The organism is Pseudomonadota bacterium (assembly GCA_027620075.1).
GTDB lineage: Bacteria > Pseudomonadota > Alphaproteobacteria > Rickettsiales > UBA6187 > 1-14-0-20-39-49.
In genome coordinates, this window is the sequence record JAQCEY010000008.1 from 43746 (window position 1) to 62530 (window position 18785).

The following is an 18785-nucleotide window of genomic DNA, read 5'->3' on the forward strand; positions in this document are numbered from 1 at the left end:
CATGACAGATAATAATCAAAGAACCGCTATTAATAATACACTATTGCAATCATGTAAACAGGAGCTTGCATTATATGTTGTTGCAACCCCTATCGGTAACATGGAAGACATCACTTTAAGAGCTATAAAAACACTTGCTAACGTTGATGTAATTGCATGCGAAGATACTAGAATTACACAAAATTTACTGTCTAGGCTGAATATAAAATCAAAATTAATATGCTATAATGACCATAGCGGCGAAAAAGAACGTGATTATATAGAATCTCTTTTGATATCGGGAAAATCCGTAGCACTTGTGTCCGATGCGGGTACACCGCTGATTTCAGATCCCGGTTATAAACTTATACGCAGGATATCCGACGCAGGTATAAAAGTAACATCTATCCCCGGAGCCTCATCAGTATCTACCGCACTTACATTATGCGCCTTACCTACCGACAGATTCTTTTTTGAGGGCTTTTTGCCTCCCAAAAGCGGGGCAAGGATAAATGCCTTAAATAAACTAAAAGAAATAAACGCCACTTTAATATTTTTTGAATCGGCAAAAAGGCTTGTTTCCTCAATCGCCGATATCGGCAGTGTATTTAAAGAACGGGAAATATGTATATTAAGGGAGATTACAAAAAAGTTTGAAGAGATTAAAAGGGGTACTAGCGAAGAACTTGAACAATATTACAAAAACAATCCGCCAAAAGGCGAGATAGTAATTGTTGTAGCACCGCCAAATGAGAATGAAGTCAGCAATACCGACATAATTTTCCAGCTATCCAAAGCACTGGAAAGCATGAGCGTAAAAGATGCCGTTGCATTGGTGGCAGATAATAACGGCGTTAATAAAAAAGACGTTTACAATTTAGCACTGAATATTAAAAAATGATAAAAAAGAAACATCGTACAAGTGTCACTATTCCAAAAATATTTAAAAATAGAATTGATTGTTAATTAAATTTTTTGTAAAACGTTGCGGAGTGTCTAATTGAAATAAAAATAAAGTAACTTTGAATTTACGCATATTAAAAAAGTTTCCTAACTTTTTTAAATATGGATTCCACTATAATTTTTTACTAAACAAATTCGTGGAATGACAAAGGCGAGTAAATTAAATGCAAATAATAATTTAGAATCGTTATGAAAGATTTATTATTACCGATTATAAAAAAGTCTACTCGAATATCATCGCAGCTATCGGAAAGCTTTATAAAAGCATTTTCCGCCCGTGCCGAAACGCCATATGCATCTAAGGGCAGTAAATCTGATAAAAAACAAAATTATCCTGCTTTAAAAGATAATCATTATAGGAACAATAATAATACTCATGGCAACAACGCACTTCTTTATACTGCGGTTGGATTTGCAGGTGTGGTTATTATTAAAGGCGTTCGAGAAAATGCAAAAAAAAGAAGCACTGAAACTGACAAAAAGAATGATATTATTCCGATATCGGAAAGTAATTCAGAAGCGTTAAAGAAATATTATTCGGAAAGAATTTTTACAAACGGCATAAGAGATGAAAAAACAAACGAGATAATGTCTGAATTTTTAAAAGTAATTGATTCTAAAGATGATAAACCGCTTATACATGATATAATGCAAACCATTGCGGCAAAAGGAGCTTTAAACAAAATCAACCTATCTTCAGAGCCTCAACTCATTGAAACAAAAACAGGCATGAATATGCTAACGGCAAGCCTTGATAAAGATAACAATATCAACGTTTATGATGCTGATAACAGAACTACTAAGGAAGTTATAAGCAGCATAGTTCATGAAGCCGCTCACTTATTGCAGAACATAACTATAGAAAACAATATTTTCCTCAAAAACCCCTTTAAAAGTAGCACTTTAATCGACACCCTAAAAAAAGACCGGAAATTAAATAAGGGTTCAAAGGTGATATCCGAACTTATTGAGGATATAATGGAATATGATAGTAATAAATATGGTTTTGAAATACATTCAAGGGTTATGGAACAATATTATGCAAACACAGAGGAGGCAAAAAGGCTTTTTCCAAATACTATAAGCGAAATATCTAAAATTCATAAAAATGTAAAATCAACACTTTACAACGACCCTGCTTCTTTTGTGCAAAGATTATCTTTTAGTAATCGTCAACCGACTGCCCAAAGTCTTTAACTAAGAAAATAAGTCCACACTACTAGGAAAATATTTCCCGATAGACACATCAAAACCACTTCCGACAAACTCCAAACCTCTGAGTTAACAGCCTTTTGGCTATTTGGCACGGTTCTAGCATTGTTATTAACGAAATAATTTTCAATTAGTTATAACTTATGGCACTCAGAAAAAAACAACCTAAAATATACAAGTCGGCTTTAAATGATTTAAAAGCCGCAAGGTTTCTTGCCGGACACGAATATATCAAAGGTATGCAAAAAGCGGGGAACGATAACTACAGGGCAAGAAGCTCACGATTAAAGACACTATTCATGATATGCACCATGACATTGGTTATAGCCGTTTTATTACTAGCTAAATCCGCTCATTCTGCATCACGTATAAAAGACATAGTTTATTTTGAAGGCATAAGGGAAAACACCTTGCTCGGCTATGGTCTGGTGGTAGGTCTGAACGGTACGGGTGATAACCTGAAGAACTCACCGTTTACAGAAAAAGGTCTTGCCGAGTTCCTGTCAAAATTAGGTATCAACTCAAAAGGCACTAACTTAAAGACAAAGAACGTTGCCGCAGTAACTATAACGGCTAACTTTCCTGCATTTGCAAGGGTCGGTAGTAAATTTGACGTTACCGTAAGTACCTTAGGTGACGCAAAAAGCCTTGAGGGCGGAACATTGCTCGCATCGCCACTGCTAGGTGCTGACGGCAATGTATATGGTGTGGCACAAGGTCCTGTAACAATAGGAGGAGTAATAAGCGATTCGGACTCCTCAAACGCAAAATCCAAAGGTGTCGGAACAAATAGTACGATAGCTAACGGAGCTACCGTTGAGCGTGAAATAGCTTTTGACCTGTCATCAATGAAGTCTTTAAAACTGGCGTTACGCAACCCTGATATATCTACCGCACGCCGTATTTCGGAGAACATAAACGACGCTATCGGTGAAGATGCGGCTAACCCTCTTGACCCCGGTACGGTTAACTTAAATGTTCCTGATATTTATGAAGGAAACGTTTTGGGTCTTTTGGCAGATATTGAGCAGATAATCGTAGAGCCTGACCAGCGTGCCGTTGTTGTAATTGATGAGGCATCGGGAACAATAGTTATGGGCGAAGAGGTTAAGATAGATACCGTTGCCGTAGCACAGGGAAATCTGATGGTTGCCGTAAATAGCAATTTCAATGATAAGGGTAATGCATTTTCGTCCGACGTATCAAGGGCATCGGGCAATACCGAGCCTGTAAATAATAATAATAATCCGGGCAACGGTCTTGCGGTATTACCGCAGGGTGCAAACTTGCGTGACCTAGTAAGCGGGTTAAACGCACTTGGAGTCGGCACACGTGATTTAATTACAATATTGCAAACTATTAAAGTAGCAGGTGCATTACACGCCGATATAGAGGTAAGGTAAATGAAAGTCGGAACACTGTTTTTAACAATAATACTGTTTTCATCACATGCCGGTGCAGGCTCTTTTGAGCAACTGAACCGTCAAACCTCGCAAATTGACGATGACAACAAGATACATGAAGAAGCGGTGGAATTAGAATCGGTTTTAATATCTAAAATGATAGAACCTATGTTCCCTGACGGCAAAGAAAGCGGATTATATGGCGGAGGGCATGGCTCGGATATCTTCAGGCAAATGATGATTGATGAATACGCAAAAACACTTGCAACAACAAACGGCTTAGGGCTGGCAGAAAGCATTGAAAGAGATTTAAAAAAATAAGGGAACAAACATGACGACAGAAACAAATAAAATAGATTTTGCGGATATGGTATCGGTAATCAAGCGTCTTACGAATATCTTATCTATCGAAATACAAATGATAAAAGATATGAAACTTGCCCAGATTCATACCTTACAGGACGAAAAACTTAAACTCCTGTCGGTTGTAGAGAGCTTCAAAGAAACTATTCAGGAAAACCCTGATATTCTAGCCTCAATAAACGAAGCAACAAAAAGAGAACTGACACAAGCCAACAACGAGTTTGAAAAGCTTATAAATGAAGATGGCAAACAGCTTCTCAAAGCAAGAAAGGTGCATCAGATAATTATGGAATCAATACGAAAAGTTCTTGATGACAAACAGAAAAACTCAATGAGTTATAATCAGGAAGGAATAGTCGGTAACAATAAAAAAAAAATTGTGAGCTCGAGTCCGTTCACGGTTAACTCATCTATTTAGTTTTTAATGGGTAATAATAATGACAACTTTATCAAACGCATTATCCGCATCACTTAGTAGCCTTAAAACAGTGCAGGAAAGTATATCTGTGGCTGCAAATAACGTTGCAAATGTTAACACACCCGGATATGTAAGGCAAACGGTTAACCAGCAATCAATAGTAACTGACGGCGTAGGTCAGGGCGTACAGGTAGTTTCTATCACGGCTAATGTCGATGAGCAGTTGTTAAAGTCGTTACGGGCACAATTTTCCGAATTAGGTTATGCAAACGCCTTAAACGGTTACTACGATACGGCACAGACACTACTTGGAAAACCAAGTGACGATAACAGCCTAAGTAGCTCTATAGACAAGTTTCTTGCCGACTTCCAAATACTCAGTGACACCCCTCAAACAGCATCATTGCAGTTAGCTGCGGTCAATAGTGCGGTTGATTTGACAAATAAAATTTCCCAAACGGCTAGAGATCTGCATAACTTACAGGTTAGTGCCGATGCACAGATAAAAGCCGAGGTAAATCAGGTAAACAGCATTATTCTGAGTCTGCATGATACGAACGTTCAAATAATAAATTTCCCTGAAGGGACGGCAGGACGGCTTGAAATAGAGCAGGAAAGAGAGGTGTTGCTAAGGCAGCTTTCCGAATATGTAAATGTAAGTGCAAATGTTAATAGCGACGGCAAATTAACAGTCTTAACGGGAAGCGGATTATCATTGCTCGAAACATCAGGACCATATCAACTATCTCACATTGCAGTTCCTTCAAGGGATAACTTTGTAAACGGCACGCCAAGGTCTGCTATTACCATATCACCTTTAAACAATAACGGCACTTTAGGTGAGCCGGTCGATCTGGTTACATCGGGCATAGGTTCTTCCGTTACCACAAGTCTTACATCAGGCTCAATAAAAGGTCTGGTTGAAATAAGGGAGCTTGAGTTGCCTAAAATTATAGAACAACTTGATAATCTTGCTTTAGAACTGACAAAACAGGTGAATGCTATTACAAATAACGGATCAAGCTTCCCTCCCCCCTCATCATTGACAGGTACGACCTCTATTGCCTCAACAACTTCCGTAGGCTTTTCAGGTAGCGTAATGATAGCAGTTCTTGACAGTGACGGAACGCCTCCGACAAGTCCTTATTCCGATGAAGTAAACCTACGACCACTCACACTGGACTTGGGAAGCCTTGATAGCGGAAGTGGAGCAGGGCAACCGGACTTACAAACTATCGTAGATGAAATAAACTATTATTACGGCCCTCCTCAACCGCGTGCGGAAGTGGGCAATCTGCGTGACATAACATTAGCTGCCGTATCAACTGATATTGCAGACGGAGGAACGGCACAATTCGACCTTCAGCTTGATAATATTTCAACCGAAAATGCCACAGTGGTTATAAACTCCATTACCGTTATTGACCCTATTGACTTCAGCCAGACATATAATGCGGCAACATTACCAAGTCCTAATAGCTATGTTGTTAATCCGGGCGACAGGGAGCGGACAGGCATACCTTTTACGGTAGATTTTGGCGGTGACGATAACAGGGCATCTTATACTGTACGTGTGCAGGTACAGGTTACCGATGCATCGGGTAATGTGTCGGTTGCAGATATTGATTACACCGTAAACGATAACGTAACGGCGGTAAAAAATGACAGATATCCGCCTGCTGCGGTAACTAACGTTTCGGGAACAAGTACCCTTCATGCAGCACCTTCATCACAAGGCTTTTTAACAGCAAGTATTGTTGATGCCAACGGTGTAACGGTATCAGCCGGAACTTCCGGGTTTTTAAAATTAACCACTAATCCCAATTCAAGTTACGGCGTGGTAATGAGTGAGCTTAACAGTCAGGAAGTAGGGCTGCCTTCGACTCCGTCTAGTAGCGTTACTAATAAAGGTTTTTCCGATTATTTCGGAATGAATAATTTTTTCGAACCACATGGTACAACAGGTGGAAGTGCATTAAACATGTCGGTTAGAAGTGATATTGTAAGCAACCCGAGTAAACTTCAAAGGGCGTCTTTGATACTTTCAAACCAGCCTTCAGACCCTAATACTGCTGTTTATACATATGAGATAGGAAGCGGTGACAACGCCATACTTTCAAGCATAGCCTCATTAAACGATGTAGATGTTTCATTTGCCTCAGCAGGAACCCTGCCTAATATAACAACCACATTAACAGGATATAGTGCCGATATTATAGGTTACACCTCTACGATATCGGTAAGGTTTTATAACGTACAACAAATCGAAGCACTAGGTCTTGAAGGTCTAAACGACCTGTTGTTCAAACAGGCTGGAGTAAATACCGATGATGAACTGGCAAGGATAATCGAATTAGAGAATAACTATAAGGCATCGGCTCAAATCATCAGCACAATACAGGAACTATTTAGAGCCTTACAGCAAGCGTTCTAATAAAGGAGATTATACAAGATGACTATTGAAATAAAAGTACCTACACCGACTCAAAAAATAATCTCACTGTCGCAAACCAAACAGAACGAGTTACAAAAAGCCTCCATACAAAGTGCGACAGGGAATAGATATGAAGATTTTCAAGGGTACGCATCAGAGGGTACGGTTGAACGATATATATCACTTGATTCAAGCATAAAAGCAACCGATACCTATATCAAATCAAACGAGATAATTCAGGCAAGAACACAAACAATAGAGCAATCTTTAGAGCAAATAGTGGTAGTTGCAAGAGATGTTATCAGCACTATATCACAAAGAAACAATGGGGCATCAGGTGAAAATATACCTATTGACGTAATAACCGACTCATATTTCCAGAGCATCGAATCAATTTTAAATACACGTTCTGACGGGATTTATCTATTTGCAGGAACTAAAACCGACACTAAACCGGTTGTAAACGCAAATTCAAGCAATGTCGACTCTACAACTCTTGTTACCAGTGCCTCTTATTATCAGGGCAATAGTGCCATTGCTTCCGTTAATATAAGTCAATCCGAAGTGCTTTCATACGGTGTAACTGCTAATGACCCTGCTTTTCAGGAATTAATCGGGGCAATACATTTACTGATAGAAGCTGACGCAAGCGGAGATACGGAATTATTAGGCAAGGCACTCGATATGGCAAACAGTGCTAATGAACGTATCGTTTCACTTGCAGCCTCGGCACGCTCGGCAAGTAACAGACTTGCAAAAATAAACACCGTGCATACAAGTGTAGGAACACTACTCTTTGAGAGTTTTAGCGATGTAGCATTTATCAGACTTGAAATTGCGGCAACCAAAATGATTGAACTTGAGGCAATTATCGAAGCTTCATACCTTGCTTTTAATAGGCTCAGTAATCTTAAACTATCTAACTTTTTAAGCTAACCATTAACTAATATGAGGAATATCATGAGAACTTCAACAGAAGACAATTTAAAATCCAATCCAAAAGTTTTATCGTCATCGTCCGATAAAATTGATAGCAAGAATCTGATTACTATCAAGAGCCGTTTCGGTAAGATTGAAGTTGATAAATCAAAACAAATATCTTTCAAACATGGTGTTCTGGGGATTCCAAGAGCCGTTACATTTTGTCTTACAAAATTACCGACTATAACATCAGACCAGTTTAAATTATTACAATGCCTTGAAGATGACGAGCTGTCGTTCATAGTTGTTCCGGCACAATACGACAACAGGCTTATAGAAAGTCAGGATTTAGATGAAGCATGCAAAGTTCTGGATATAAAAACCGATAAATTGTTATTACTATTTATCGTTACTATTCAAGAAAATGGAGCAAAAAGAGAAATTTCAGTTAATGCTAAAGCTCCTGTATTGGTTGATGTTGAAAGCAAAACGGCACACCAGTATGTTCTTCAGAATCCTTCGTATAAAATTCAACACAAAATTTCTTAATAAATTAAGTCATGTAGACAAAAACGCCTGAAGGTATCAGGCATAAAAAATAAATACTTGTCAAATGTTTTTAATGTCGTTAAAGTGCAGCCGAAGTAGTATTATTAAAACAATTTACAAACCTTTAGTTGCGACATGTTTATTAAGAAAAAAATACCTGTTTCTAAAACAAACCTTCCACATCACAGTGACATATACCCGTACTTACAAGATATAAAAAATGATGATTCCACATACGGTAGAAGACCTTTAGTCGATCACCTGAAAACCAGATTTCAGGAGTTGTTCGGAACCGAAAAAGGTATGGTCGCCATAACATCAAATGCGGTCTATGCTCTAGCCAATACCTTAAAAGCATTAAATGTCCCGGCAAACAGCTATTGTCTTATGCCTTCATGGTGTTCCCCTTCAATACCTTATGCGGCAACTTACGCAGGTTTAACGCCGTATTTTATTGATGTTGACGACGACACATGGACACTTGATGTTAAAAATACCGTTGAAAGCTTAATGTATATAAAGCAGGAAATAGGTGCCGTTATAGTTCCGTCTTCGATAGGAGAAACCATAAATACAAAAGAATGGGATAAATTTACCGAAGAAACAGGCGTACCTGTTATAATCGGTGCGTCAAATTCATTTGATAACGTTACATCACAATCAAAATCGGTAATATCCGATACACCTATCGTTATAGGGTTTAATCATAATAGTTTACTATGTTTTGGTGAAGGAGCCGTTATTGTATCCAAAAACAAGAAACTGATAGAAAAAATAGATAATATATCCACATTCGGTCTTGGTGACGAACTTTACAAAATATATATAGGCACAAACGGGATTATGACCGAATATAATGCGGCAGCGTGCCACGCTGCCCTTGATTCATGGGATTCAACAAGGGCAAAATGGAACACTATCAATAATTATTACATCGAAACTTTCATTGAAACAACATTGCAACACCGGCTTTCATTTGAGTACTTATCATCAACGTGCAATATATATTTGCTGGCAAATAACGCAGATAGCACTATTGATTACCTCAAGTCAAAAGGTATTGAAGCCCGAAAATGGACGGGCAACGGCTGTCATAATATGAAAGAATTTCAAAATGCACCGAAAACAAGCCTTCCTGTGACAGATAATCTTATATCCTCCGTCATAGGATTGCCTTATTATCTCGGCATAACAAAGAAAGAAATAGAACTTATTGTTAGAACACTTAGCAGTAATGTCTACGGGAAAAAAATTCACCTTAGAAATGCTTAGATAGCCTTAATAACGGATTATAATTGCAATATGCTATTACAGGTTACGGTAACAACCTATTTTTTCTTTATTTTTGCCTGATCTTCTATTAACAGGCTTCCGTTGTAGTTTTCTTTTCTTAACCGTTCTTTTATATAAACACGGTTTCTATGTATATCATCTACTTCTTTTTTAACAAAATTAGATTCGGCTTCGGCTAATAGACTTTCTATTCCTTTAACGCCATCATCAATGTTTCTTGAATCCGTTACTATATTTTTAATTATAGCATCGGCAATTGCGTCATATAGAGCATCAGGATTGTTTTTTTTATCCCTTGCACTTTTAGCATCAAGCAACTTCACTAAAGAAGGCTTGTTTTTAGAAGCTTTTACATTTTCGCCGACAATTTGCTTCCTTTCCTTATTTTGCTTAGTAGGTACAATAGAGTAAAAAAGTGCAAATATTTTCCCCTTAACAGAATCACTCTCTTTCTTCTTTTTCACCATATTGTTGTAAAATCCCTACACGAAACCCAATTAATAACCGTAAAATCTTAACAGAAATTCATTAACATTCCGTTAACACAATAATATTACACTTAGGAAGGGGCGAAAGGAAGTGCTTTTTAGTCACGTTATAACATCGCCTACAACAAACTTAAAACCTCTTACAAACTGATTGATAGGCATAGGTTTTTTGCCTTGTCGCTGTATAACTGCGGGGTTAAAAAAACCGTCTTTTATTGCTATAGTCGGCTTATCATCAATTATTTTTCCAAACTCATAATTGTGGGAGGTTATTTTAAAAGATGCCTCTAATACCTTAAATTTCTCATTTCTATAAATAAAAAATGCTCCGGGAAAAGGGCAAAAAGCCCTAACTCTCGCAGAAAAATCAGCAACGTTTTCGCTACAATTCAGCGAAGCTTCATTTTTATTTATTTTTGCGGCATATGTAGCTTGACCTTCTTGTTTTACAGCTACTATCGTATCTTTTTGTTTAATATATTTTACGATAAGGTCAGCCCCCATTTCGCTCAAAACATCATGTAATTTGCCTGCCGTCATATCGTCGGTTATTTTCACTTTATCCCAAATCAGCATATCACCGGTATCCAATCCCTCGTCCATCTGCATAATAGTAACGCCCGTTTCGCTATCTGCGGCAAGTATGGCTCTCTGTATCGGAGCTGCACCACGCCATCTGGGCAAAATAGATGCATGAATATTTATACACGGACAGCTATCTAGCACTGCCTTAGGCAGTATTAACCCATATGCAACAACTACAGCCATATCGGCATTTGTATCGGCAAATATATTCTGCTCAGCCTCATTTTTTAATGATTTAGGGGTGCGAACGGTAATATTATATTTTTCAGCCGTTATGTGAACCGGAGATTTTCGCTCTTTATGACCTCTGCCTGCCGGTCTTGGAGGCTGTGTATATACTGCTAATATCTCATGCCCGTCATTTATTAATGCTTCAAGGGCAGGAACTGAAAAATCAGGGGTTCCCATAAATATTAGCTTCATAATAAAAACTAGCCATCATTGTTTATTATCAGTTTTTTCACTTTTTTTACTTTACGCATGATAAAATCACGTTTCATCTTAGATACATGGTCGATAAATACAACACCATTTAAATGGTCGATTTCATGTTGAACGCATGTAGCAAGAAGCTCGTCACATTCCATTATTTGCTCTTTACCTTCATAACCAAGGTATTTAACTTTAACTACCTTTGGTCTGGTGACTAAAGCACGTTGCTCAGGAAAGGAAAGGCAGCCTTCCTCATATATATTCTCTTCTTCAGACTCTTCTATTATCTCAGGATTAACCATATAAATAGGCTTTGACAAGTCAACGTTACCGATTTTTTCTCCCGCATTTTCATATCTTTTATGGCTTTCGCTTAAGTCCATTACTAAAATACGCTTATGCACCCCAACCTGAACCGCAGCCAAGCCTATACCATCACATGCGTGCATGGTTTCAACCATATCATCCATGAATTTGCGTAGCTCATCGGTAACTTCATGTACCGGCTCCGAACAAACTGCCAATCTGGGATCAGGTGCTATAACAAGTGGTAGAACAGTCATAAAAAAATAATATTATAAATTCAATAATGGGGCAATTATTAACATAGGGGCTTATAAATATCAAGATGGTAGGAATATTACCTATTCCTGACCGCCTCTCGGTTTGTTACATTTTCAACATGAGTTCTAACCTCATTTTCTTCATAAGGAATCCTGTTCGGCAGGCTTCCAACACTTGTAACAAAATCAATAAAAAACTGCGATTCTTCTTTTTTGTATTTATCATTTATAGAATCGGTTATTTTATCTTCAAAACTCTCATCGTTGTGGTCATAAACAATATTTGTATCTGACAATTCTTCTTTTGCTTTGTTACAAATAAGTTGCCTTATTATTTCATTACCCAGAATTTCCTGATCAAGTTTTTGACCGGATTTTTCATCAATTTCATTACTTTTATGAGGTATTTTTATTGCCATCTAAATCCTTTCGTAAAGACTACAAGTTACCAAATAGCCTGTTTCCATCAAGCCTTGTTATATTGACATCAACAATAGTACCTATTTCAAGCTCTTTATTAATTGATATTTCACTAAAATCTTCAGCCCTTGCTATCATGTCTTTTTCAACGACGGCTTTGAGCGTTTTTCCTATATTTTTTTGCAGATGCTTTATTAGTTCTTTTTCTCCTGCCTCCCTAAGTTTGGCGGCTCTTTCTTTCCTTATATCCTTTGCCACTTGCGGCATTTTTGCGGCAGGAGTCCCCTCCCTTTCCGAATACGGGAAAATATGTAAATACTGCAATCCGGCTTCGCTTATCAAATTTAACGTATTTTCAAACATTTCATCAGTTTCAGTGGGGAACCCTGCAATAATATCCGCACCAAAAGCCGAATCGGGTCTTAACCTTCTGACTTTTTCAGTAAAATCTACTACATCTTGTCTTTTATGCCTTCTTTTCATACGCTTTAGAATCATATCATCGCCTGCCTGCAAAGATATATGGAAATGCGGCATTAATCTTGGCTCTTTTTCAATAAGTCCGTATATATCATCATCTAATTCCGCCACATCTACAGATGAAAGGCGTAATCTGGGCAAGTTTGGAACTAACGCAAGCAATCTTCTTAGCATTTGTCCTAATGTAGGCTGTCCCGGTAAATCCTTGCCGTAATCGGTTATATCAACCCCCGTTATAACCACTTCATTATAACCAGACTCTACCAGTTGCCTTACCTGCTTTACTATCTCGCCGATTGGAACCGAGCGGCTGTTTCCCCTTCCATAAGGAATGATACAAAAAGTACATCTGTGATTACACCCGTTTTGCACCTGAACAAACGCCCTAGCCTTCCCCTCTATTGAGCCTACAAAATGAGATGCGGTTTCTTTGACCGACATAATGTCGTTTACCGATATCTTCTCACCGAAGTTGTAGTTATGGGCGTGCAGTTTTTCTTCATTGCCAAGGATTTTATCAACCTCCTCCATTTTGGAGAATTTTTCAGGAGAAATTTGTGCAGCACAACCTGTAACAATGATTTTAGCATTCGGGTTATTACGCCTCGCCCTTCTTATAGACTGCCTTGCCTGCCTTTCAGCCTCTTTTGTAACCGAACATGTATTGAAGACGATAACATCATCAAGCCCTGCAACCAGAAGGTTGCTTTTTATAACTTCGCTTTCATAAGCGTTTAATCTGCACCCGAACGTTACTACTTCCTGTTTCATAGCAAAATACCTTTAAAAACAGTTGCTACGGCTCCGGTCATATTAACCCTGCCGTTTATGTAACTAATCTGTAAATCTCCACCGGGCAGATTAACTTCAACGTCCTGCTCGACCAGTCCCCTTAAATTTGCAGCCACAACCGCAGCACAAGCCCCTGTTCCGCAAGCTTTTGTTTCACCGGCTCCACGTTCCCAAACTTGTAGCTTTATTTGCTTGTTAGATATAATCTGTGCAGCTGAAATATTCGCCCTTTGCGGGAACAACTCGTTAACTTCCAATTTCGCCCCCGAATTTTGCAAATCAACACTATCAACATTTTCTACAAAAAACACCGCATGCGGATTGCCCATACTGACGGCAACGCCGTCTTTTAATTGCCCAGAACTCAAGGGAAGATGCAAAGTATCAACATCTTTCGACAACGGTATATCCTGCCAGGCAGTTTTTGCGATTCCCATATCCACAGAAACCAGCTCAAAACCTCTTTTTTCGCAGTTTAAAATCCCTCCGGCTGTTTCTATAGAAACGTTTTCTCTATTATTTTCTTTTATTATTATCCACGCAACACATCTTGTAGCATTACCGCACGCACCCGACTTACTGCCGTCAGCATTATAAAAATTTACCAAACAATCAGCTTTTTCAGAGTCTTCTATTACAACAAACTGGTCACAGCCTACACCCGTATGACGGTCACATATTTTTTGGACTTCATCACTTGTAAAAGAATAATTTTTCTCACGACCGTCAATAATGACAAAATCATTGCCCAAACCGTGCATTTTTAAAAAAGGTATATTTTCCATAATCCTGACTTTAATACCTTATTTTCAGCACTAAATAAAGCATTTTTATTACAGATTGCACTAAAAGAAAAACGTCATCCCCCGAATTTTCGTAGAAAATTATAGGGGGATCTCATTTAAAATTATAGAGATCAACGAAAAAGTCGGGGATAACAATCCTAACTCTTGAAGTAAAAATACTATAATCATCTAATAAGATCGCCCTATAGTTTTCTAAAGAAAACTCTGGCGATGACGTAAATAGGACAAATATATATTTATTGAAAACTCCCGATTACAGAATATTGATGTGGCTTTGATTATACACTTCAATTGCAGGGCCATAGTAATATTCAACCCAACCTTTAACTATTACGTCCTTATTTACTAAATCTTCTATCTTATAGTCAACGAAATTATCTAAATTTTCCTTAGCTATTTTTACGGTAAAATCTGTTTTCCAGTCATCTGTGAAATTTATATACATATTATTTTTAACAAGTTTGGTACTTTTTACCCTACCCTTTACTACCTTAAACTTGTTTACGTGATTTTTAGTATTTGTTTCTATTTCCGCCTGATTAAGAAATATTTTTTTATCCTTTGCCCATAAGCCTAACTGTAAATTCCTAGCGTTATTTTCTGCCTCAACAATTTCTTTATCAACAGCTATACCGTCAACATTATAATTTAAAACGTAACCGCCTTTCAAAAGCCTGTTATAGACGCTACCACCACCAACTTTAATATCATCAACTATCGAATTGTTATACAAGTCTTTTACCGCACCAACCACCACCAACTCAACAATATCACTTCCTATTATACCATTGATATAGTTTGAATATTCCTGATGCATTTGTAACGGAACGTACATATTTTTTATTTTAACATTAGTGCCGTCATCAAGTTGCAACAATCCGCTTTTACTTACCCCTATTAAATTATATCCGGCATATGAAATATTATTAATAAATATGTATATAAACAGCACGTTAAATAATGTAATTTTCATTTCTTAATCTAAAATTAACTATTTATGTTATATAATATCAACTTAATTAACATTATTATATATTAGTTATTATGAAAAAAGAACAGAGTGGATTTTCGTTAGTTGAGTTATCTGTGTCAATTGTCATTATAGGCTTTATAATCGCAGCCATAGTGCAAGGCAAAAACATACTCGACAATGCTCAAATTCGTTCTATTATCAGTCAATTTTCCGAACATCAAACATCAGCGAATAGCTTTAAGTTAAAGTACCTACAATATCCGGGCGACTTTAACGAAGCCGTTGAACACTGGGATATAGGGACTAATGATATTGAAGACGGCAATGGCGACGGAAAAATTCAATTCATTCAAGGTGGGGTATATGAAGGCTATAGGGCTTGGCAACACCTTACATACGCCAGAATGACAAAGGCTAATTATTTAGGAACGGAAACGACCGGAGCCGCTCAACTTGAATCTGACATTCCCAAATCCAATCAAATAGGCGGATTCGTATTTGAATACGGACTATTATCAATGACAAGCGGCAATGTAATTGCACTTGGAATACCGCTTGCGTCTACTACAACAATTAATTTAGGCAGCTCACTAACCGCTCAACAAGCATTTGCGATTGATAACAAATCAGACGGAGGAAACCCTTCAACAGGAAAGGTAAGGGCTATTGAGGGCAGCGGCTCTACTGCGGGAACATGCGTAGATGCTAACGGTGCGGGAACAGCTAACGATCTGTATAATATAAGTTCTGGGGGCAAGAATTGTATTATAGGTATATCTTTTGGCGACACGCCTTAAGCACTAATTCGCAAAAGATATCTTCACACTATTTTCATCTTGCTTCTTCTCGGCTACTCCCGCCGCCTGAACGTGAACCATGTCACTAGTCAATCCTGCTTCAAGCATAGCCGACCTAACCGCTATAGCCCTTTTTAAGGATATTCTCCTTGCGTTTTCTATCTTGTTACTTGATGCGTAACTAACTATAGCTACTTTTTTATTAGAATCTTTTATATCCTCAACAAGCTTATTGATTTTTTTATTATCACTTTCGGTCAAGTCAAGCTGATCTTCATTAAAATCAATTTTTAACAAACCTTCAGATTTTGGCGTAGCTGCAATGTTAGTTGTGTTTAACAATTCCATTTCGCTTGACGGAACAACTATTCTGTTGCCCACCAGTTCCGTAACTTTTGAAGGGATAGTACTATTTCCATTAACACTACCTACCGATGAAGAGCCTAAAACAGAACGGTTTATAACAACGTCATTAGGGTGTTTGTTCTTTTTTAATGTTTTAGCTATATCCTCAAGGTATAATATACCGTCACTATCCGTTACTGTTTGTTCAGGAGCTTTTTGTTCGGTATCTTCCTGTTTGAGTTCTTCACTTGATGATAACTCATCAGACTCTACGGGATTAGAAGACGGGCTACGCTTTAAGTCAACTTCCGCTTCTGCTTCAACTTTTTCTTCTTCCTTATCTTTCTTTAAAAGACTTTTAAACTTAGAAAGGTCTACTTCTTCCTTCTTTTCAGCCTCTTGGGCAGGCAAGGCTTTTAATCTGGCTTTTTCAAGAGCTTCTTCCCATTTTTCATCACTTATAGGGTCGTAATTCTTTTCATTTTCAATATTAGCCTGAGGAGATACTATAGGTGTCTTTTTCTCTGTGGAAACAACATCAGGAACTTTATTTACATTTTGTTGTTTATTCTCGGAGACTTTTTGTGTTTTTTCTTCAGTAATATTTTTAACTGCGGGAGCGGCTACATCTTCTTGTTTTTTCTTGTTTTTTTCAACTATCGGAACATTATCTGCCTCTTGAGTTTTTGAACTCCTTACAACAGGAATTACCGTTTTTTGTATCTTTTTAACATCAAAGGCTTCTTCTTTTAAAGGCTTAACTCTCGGCTTAGGAGTTTCTTTGCCGCCTTGTTCATTTTCAACGGGATTAGGCAGAATTATGTTCGTATTATTTCCTAATGCTGCAATATTCTCGTTTTTCTTTTTTATATCTGCGTCCAGAGTTTTCATAATATCTTCCGGCACGTTCCAATCACTTAAGTTACTAACGCCGTCCAAATCAACAGGCTTTGTGTAGTCTTCCGTATAATCCTGCACTATTTTATAAAGTTCGCTAACTTCAACAGGTATCAATGCTTTATTTTCTTCCTCAGGACTTTTATATTCATTTATTTTTTGCGGAACATCAATTTCCTGAGTTTCATTTACTTCATTTTTTATGACATCAGGCTTTTGCTGCGGAGTAACTTTATCATTACTATTACTGACTTTTATATTAAGCTTGTTTTGCTCTTGTTTTGCCTGCCCGCCCTCATTAAAAGAGAATAAGTCTTTTACTTTTTTATTAACAACACTGATAAAGCTATCTTCCTTTACAGGATCACTTTTCGTACTTATATCCTCGGATTTTTTAGGCTGTTTCGGCAAGTCATTTTTTGCGTTAGGTACATTTTTTATATCATCGACTAATTCGGACTCGTTTTCGTACAGCTTAACTTCCTTCACATCGAGAAGTTCTTTTTCATAATCGTCATACTGTGAAAATTCGTCACTTTCAATAGCGTCTATATCATCATTAAAAACGGTATTCTTGTTCGGCAGCTTTTTAGGTATGTCGGACAATTCTGCCGGCTCCTGTAAATATTGACTCTTTTCATTAATTACAGGTTTAGGCAATATTCTGTTTGTATATTCCTCTTCCTTTTTTTCGGATTCAGGGAAATTGTAGTAACTTACATTAGGAGAGGCAGTTTTATTATCGGCATTATTTTCACGCGGCACTTCCGTAACCTTAATAAAACTTTGTCTGCTTCCCGGCATTTGGTCAAAATATATCTCTTTAGCCGGAGACTTTTCTTTGCTTAGTTCAACCACTTCGTTATCGTCCTTATAAGACTCGTTTCTTTGGTTTTGTTCACTTCCGGGCTTTAACCTCGGAAGCAAAAGATTATCAAGAACATTCTCGGTTGATTCGGCTACAGTCAATGGCGATGAGGTAACTTTCTCAGTGCTATACGGCTTTGATATCGGAGATGGCAGGGAATCTTGTGAGTTGTATTTATCGGCTATTTCATTTCCGATATTAAGATCTTGCCACACTTGATTAGGATTTTTCCAAACCTGCTGATTAGGTTGCCTTGTCGGAAGCTGTTCTATATAACCCTGATATTGTTGAGGTTGTCTTTCAACATACGGGTCATTTTGACGGACGTTAGGATTATAGCTTTCAGGATATCTTTTCTGCGGTTGATTATTAACATAATCATTTTGCTTATAATTACCGGAATTATTATAATTATTAGCATTATTACTCGCAACGGCTCTTCCTTGCGATTCTTGCATCGCCTTATATTGAGCCTCTTTTATTCTGCGCTCTTCTTCTTTTAGTCTTGCTATTTCCCTGTTCCGCAGTTCTTGTATTACGGCAAAGTTAACCACGACCGAAGGTAGCTCAACACCGGTTCTAAAACTTCTGGAATACGCTGAATCTGCATTATAAACACCCGTGAATAAGAAAGTGCTTAACAACAAATTTAATTTAAAACCGTATTTTATTTGCATTTTTGTACCCTGAATAACCGTTTTGGCAAAGTAGTATAACAAAAAAATATAACAATTAAACTAAAAAGTAAATTTAGATACAAAAGGATACAACGAAAACAAATTATACTAAACAAGAATTTTACTA

18 protein-coding genes are annotated in these 18785 nt (G+C 37.6%); 10 read left to right on the forward strand and 8 right to left on the reverse strand.

Going from position 1 to position 18785, the window contains the following annotated elements:
* Position 1: 1 nt before the first annotated feature.
* From rsmI to O2942_09910, 9 genes are all read left to right on the forward strand, one after another.
* Positions 2-880 (forward strand): 16S rRNA (cytidine(1402)-2'-O)-methyltransferase, encoded by an 879-nt coding sequence (rsmI, locus tag O2942_09870; GenBank protein ID MDA0782555.1) that lies wholly within the window; start codon positions 2-4, stop codon positions 878-880.
* A 251-nt stretch (positions 881-1131) separates the two neighbouring features.
* Positions 1132-2139 carry a hypothetical protein gene (locus tag O2942_09875; protein MDA0782556.1) on the forward strand — a complete coding sequence of 336 codons (1008 nt, stop codon included), beginning with the start codon at positions 1132-1134 and terminating at the stop codon, positions 2137-2139.
* Positions 2140-2297: 158 nt separating this feature from the next.
* Positions 2298-3557 (forward strand): flagellar basal body P-ring protein FlgI, encoded by a 1260-nt coding sequence (locus tag O2942_09880; GenBank protein MDA0782557.1) that lies wholly within the window; start codon positions 2298-2300, stop codon positions 3555-3557.
* Positions 3558-3878, forward strand: a complete 321-nt coding sequence (locus O2942_09885; protein MDA0782558.1) for a rod-binding protein — start codon at positions 3558-3560, stop codon at positions 3876-3878. It begins immediately after the preceding gene.
* 10 nt (positions 3879-3888) lie between these two features.
* Entirely contained in the window at positions 3889-4338 is a 450-nt protein-coding gene (locus O2942_09890) for a hypothetical protein (protein MDA0782559.1), read from the forward strand.
* 19 nt (positions 4339-4357) lie between these two features.
* A complete protein-coding gene (flgK, locus tag O2942_09895; GenBank protein ID MDA0782560.1) occupies positions 4358-6772 on the forward strand; it encodes a flagellar hook-associated protein FlgK in 2415 nt (804 codons plus the stop codon).
* Between the two features lie 18 nt (positions 6773-6790).
* A complete protein-coding gene (locus O2942_09900) occupies positions 6791-7708 on the forward strand; it encodes a hypothetical protein (GenBank protein MDA0782561.1) in 918 nt (305 codons plus the stop codon).
* Between the two features lie 24 nt (positions 7709-7732).
* Positions 7733-8242 carry a flagellar assembly protein FliW gene (locus tag O2942_09905; GenBank protein MDA0782562.1) on the forward strand — a complete coding sequence of 170 codons (510 nt, stop codon included), beginning with the start codon at positions 7733-7735 and terminating at the stop codon, positions 8240-8242.
* A 135-nt stretch (positions 8243-8377) separates the two neighbouring features.
* Positions 8378-9514, forward strand: coding sequence for a DegT/DnrJ/EryC1/StrS family aminotransferase (locus tag O2942_09910; protein MDA0782563.1), 1137 nt, complete (start codon positions 8378-8380; stop codon positions 9512-9514).
* A gap of 56 nt (positions 9515-9570) precedes the next feature.
* Here the strand turns inward: O2942_09910 and O2942_09915 are convergent, their stop codons facing one another.
* The 7 genes from O2942_09915 to O2942_09945 form a co-directional block, all read right to left on the reverse strand.
* Positions 9571-10002, reverse strand: coding sequence for a hypothetical protein (locus O2942_09915; protein MDA0782564.1), 432 nt, complete (start codon positions 10000-10002; stop codon positions 9571-9573).
* A 123-nt stretch (positions 10003-10125) separates the two neighbouring features.
* Entirely contained in the window at positions 10126-11031 is a 906-nt protein-coding gene (fmt, locus tag O2942_09920) for a methionyl-tRNA formyltransferase (GenBank protein ID MDA0782565.1), read from the reverse strand.
* 8 nt (positions 11032-11039) lie between these two features.
* Positions 11040-11603, reverse strand: coding sequence for a peptide deformylase (gene def / locus O2942_09925; GenBank protein ID MDA0782566.1), 564 nt, complete (start codon positions 11601-11603; stop codon positions 11040-11042).
* A gap of 77 nt (positions 11604-11680) precedes the next feature.
* The gene (locus O2942_09930) at positions 11681-12022 is read right to left on the reverse strand and encodes a hypothetical protein (protein MDA0782567.1); all 342 of its coding nucleotides are present in this window, start codon (positions 12020-12022) and stop codon (positions 11681-11683) included.
* A gap of 19 nt (positions 12023-12041) precedes the next feature.
* The gene (gene mtaB, locus O2942_09935) at positions 12042-13274 is read right to left on the reverse strand and encodes a tRNA (N(6)-L-threonylcarbamoyladenosine(37)-C(2))-methylthiotransferase MtaB (protein MDA0782568.1); all 1233 of its coding nucleotides are present in this window, start codon (positions 13272-13274) and stop codon (positions 12042-12044) included.
* Positions 13271-14080 carry a diaminopimelate epimerase gene (dapF, locus tag O2942_09940; protein ID MDA0782569.1) on the reverse strand — a complete coding sequence of 270 codons (810 nt, stop codon included), beginning with the start codon at positions 14078-14080 and terminating at the stop codon, positions 13271-13273. Before dapF ends, mtaB begins: the two co-directional genes overlap by 4 nt.
* 274 nt (positions 14081-14354) lie before the next feature.
* Positions 14355-15074, reverse strand: a complete 720-nt coding sequence (locus tag O2942_09945) for a hypothetical protein (protein ID MDA0782570.1) — start codon at positions 15072-15074, stop codon at positions 14355-14357.
* 71 nt (positions 15075-15145) lie between these two features.
* Here O2942_09945 and O2942_09950 point away from each other — a divergent pair, with 71 nt between their 5' ends.
* Positions 15146-15871: a prepilin-type N-terminal cleavage/methylation domain-containing protein gene (locus O2942_09950; GenBank protein ID MDA0782571.1), complete on the forward strand. Its 726-nt coding sequence runs from the start codon at positions 15146-15148 to the stop codon at positions 15869-15871.
* A 3-nt stretch (positions 15872-15874) separates the two neighbouring features.
* Here O2942_09950 and O2942_09955 read toward each other — a convergent pair whose 3' ends face one another.
* On the reverse strand, positions 15875-18658 hold the full coding sequence (locus O2942_09955) for an OmpA family protein (protein MDA0782572.1): 2784 nt from the start codon (positions 18656-18658) through the stop codon (positions 15875-15877).
* Positions 18659-18785 lie beyond the last annotated feature (127 nt).

What these genes read in the sequence shown, in the direction of transcription:
- rsmI (MDA0782555.1), top strand. Translation starts at nt 2, where the DNA reads ATGACAGATAATAATCAAAGAACCGCTATTAATAATACACTATTGCAA.
- O2942_09875 (MDA0782556.1), top strand. Translation starts at nt 1,132, where the DNA reads ATGAAAGATTTATTATTACCGATTATAAAAAAGTCTACTCGAATATCA.
- O2942_09880 (MDA0782557.1), top strand. Translation starts at nt 2,298, where the DNA reads ATGGCACTCAGAAAAAAACAACCTAAAATATACAAGTCGGCTTTAAAT.
- O2942_09885 (MDA0782558.1), top strand. Translation starts at nt 3,558, where the DNA reads ATGAAAGTCGGAACACTGTTTTTAACAATAATACTGTTTTCATCACAT.
- O2942_09890 (MDA0782559.1), top strand. Translation starts at nt 3,889, where the DNA reads ATGACGACAGAAACAAATAAAATAGATTTTGCGGATATGGTATCGGTA.
- flgK (MDA0782560.1), top strand. Translation starts at nt 4,358, where the DNA reads ATGACAACTTTATCAAACGCATTATCCGCATCACTTAGTAGCCTTAAA.
- O2942_09900 (MDA0782561.1), top strand. Translation starts at nt 6,791, where the DNA reads ATGACTATTGAAATAAAAGTACCTACACCGACTCAAAAAATAATCTCA.
- O2942_09905 (MDA0782562.1), top strand. Translation starts at nt 7,733, where the DNA reads ATGAGAACTTCAACAGAAGACAATTTAAAATCCAATCCAAAAGTTTTA.
- O2942_09910 (MDA0782563.1), top strand. Translation starts at nt 8,378, where the DNA reads ATGTTTATTAAGAAAAAAATACCTGTTTCTAAAACAAACCTTCCACAT.
- O2942_09915 (MDA0782564.1), bottom strand. Translation starts at nt 10,002, where the DNA reads ATGGTGAAAAAGAAGAAAGAGAGTGATTCTGTTAAGGGGAAAATATTT.
- fmt (MDA0782565.1), bottom strand. Translation starts at nt 11,031, where the DNA reads ATGAAGCTAATATTTATGGGAACCCCTGATTTTTCAGTTCCTGCCCTT.
- def (MDA0782566.1), bottom strand. Translation starts at nt 11,603, where the DNA reads ATGACTGTTCTACCACTTGTTATAGCACCTGATCCCAGATTGGCAGTT.
- O2942_09930 (MDA0782567.1), bottom strand. Translation starts at nt 12,022, where the DNA reads ATGGCAATAAAAATACCTCATAAAAGTAATGAAATTGATGAAAAATCC.
- mtaB (MDA0782568.1), bottom strand. Translation starts at nt 13,274, where the DNA reads ATGAAACAGGAAGTAGTAACGTTCGGGTGCAGATTAAACGCTTATGAA.
- dapF (MDA0782569.1), bottom strand. Translation starts at nt 14,080, where the DNA reads ATGGAAAATATACCTTTTTTAAAAATGCACGGTTTGGGCAATGATTTT.
- O2942_09945 (MDA0782570.1), bottom strand. Translation starts at nt 15,074, where the DNA reads ATGAAAATTACATTATTTAACGTGCTGTTTATATACATATTTATTAAT.
- O2942_09950 (MDA0782571.1), top strand. Translation starts at nt 15,146, where the DNA reads ATGAAAAAAGAACAGAGTGGATTTTCGTTAGTTGAGTTATCTGTGTCA.
- O2942_09955 (MDA0782572.1), bottom strand. Translation starts at nt 18,658, where the DNA reads ATGCAAATAAAATACGGTTTTAAATTAAATTTGTTGTTAAGCACTTTC.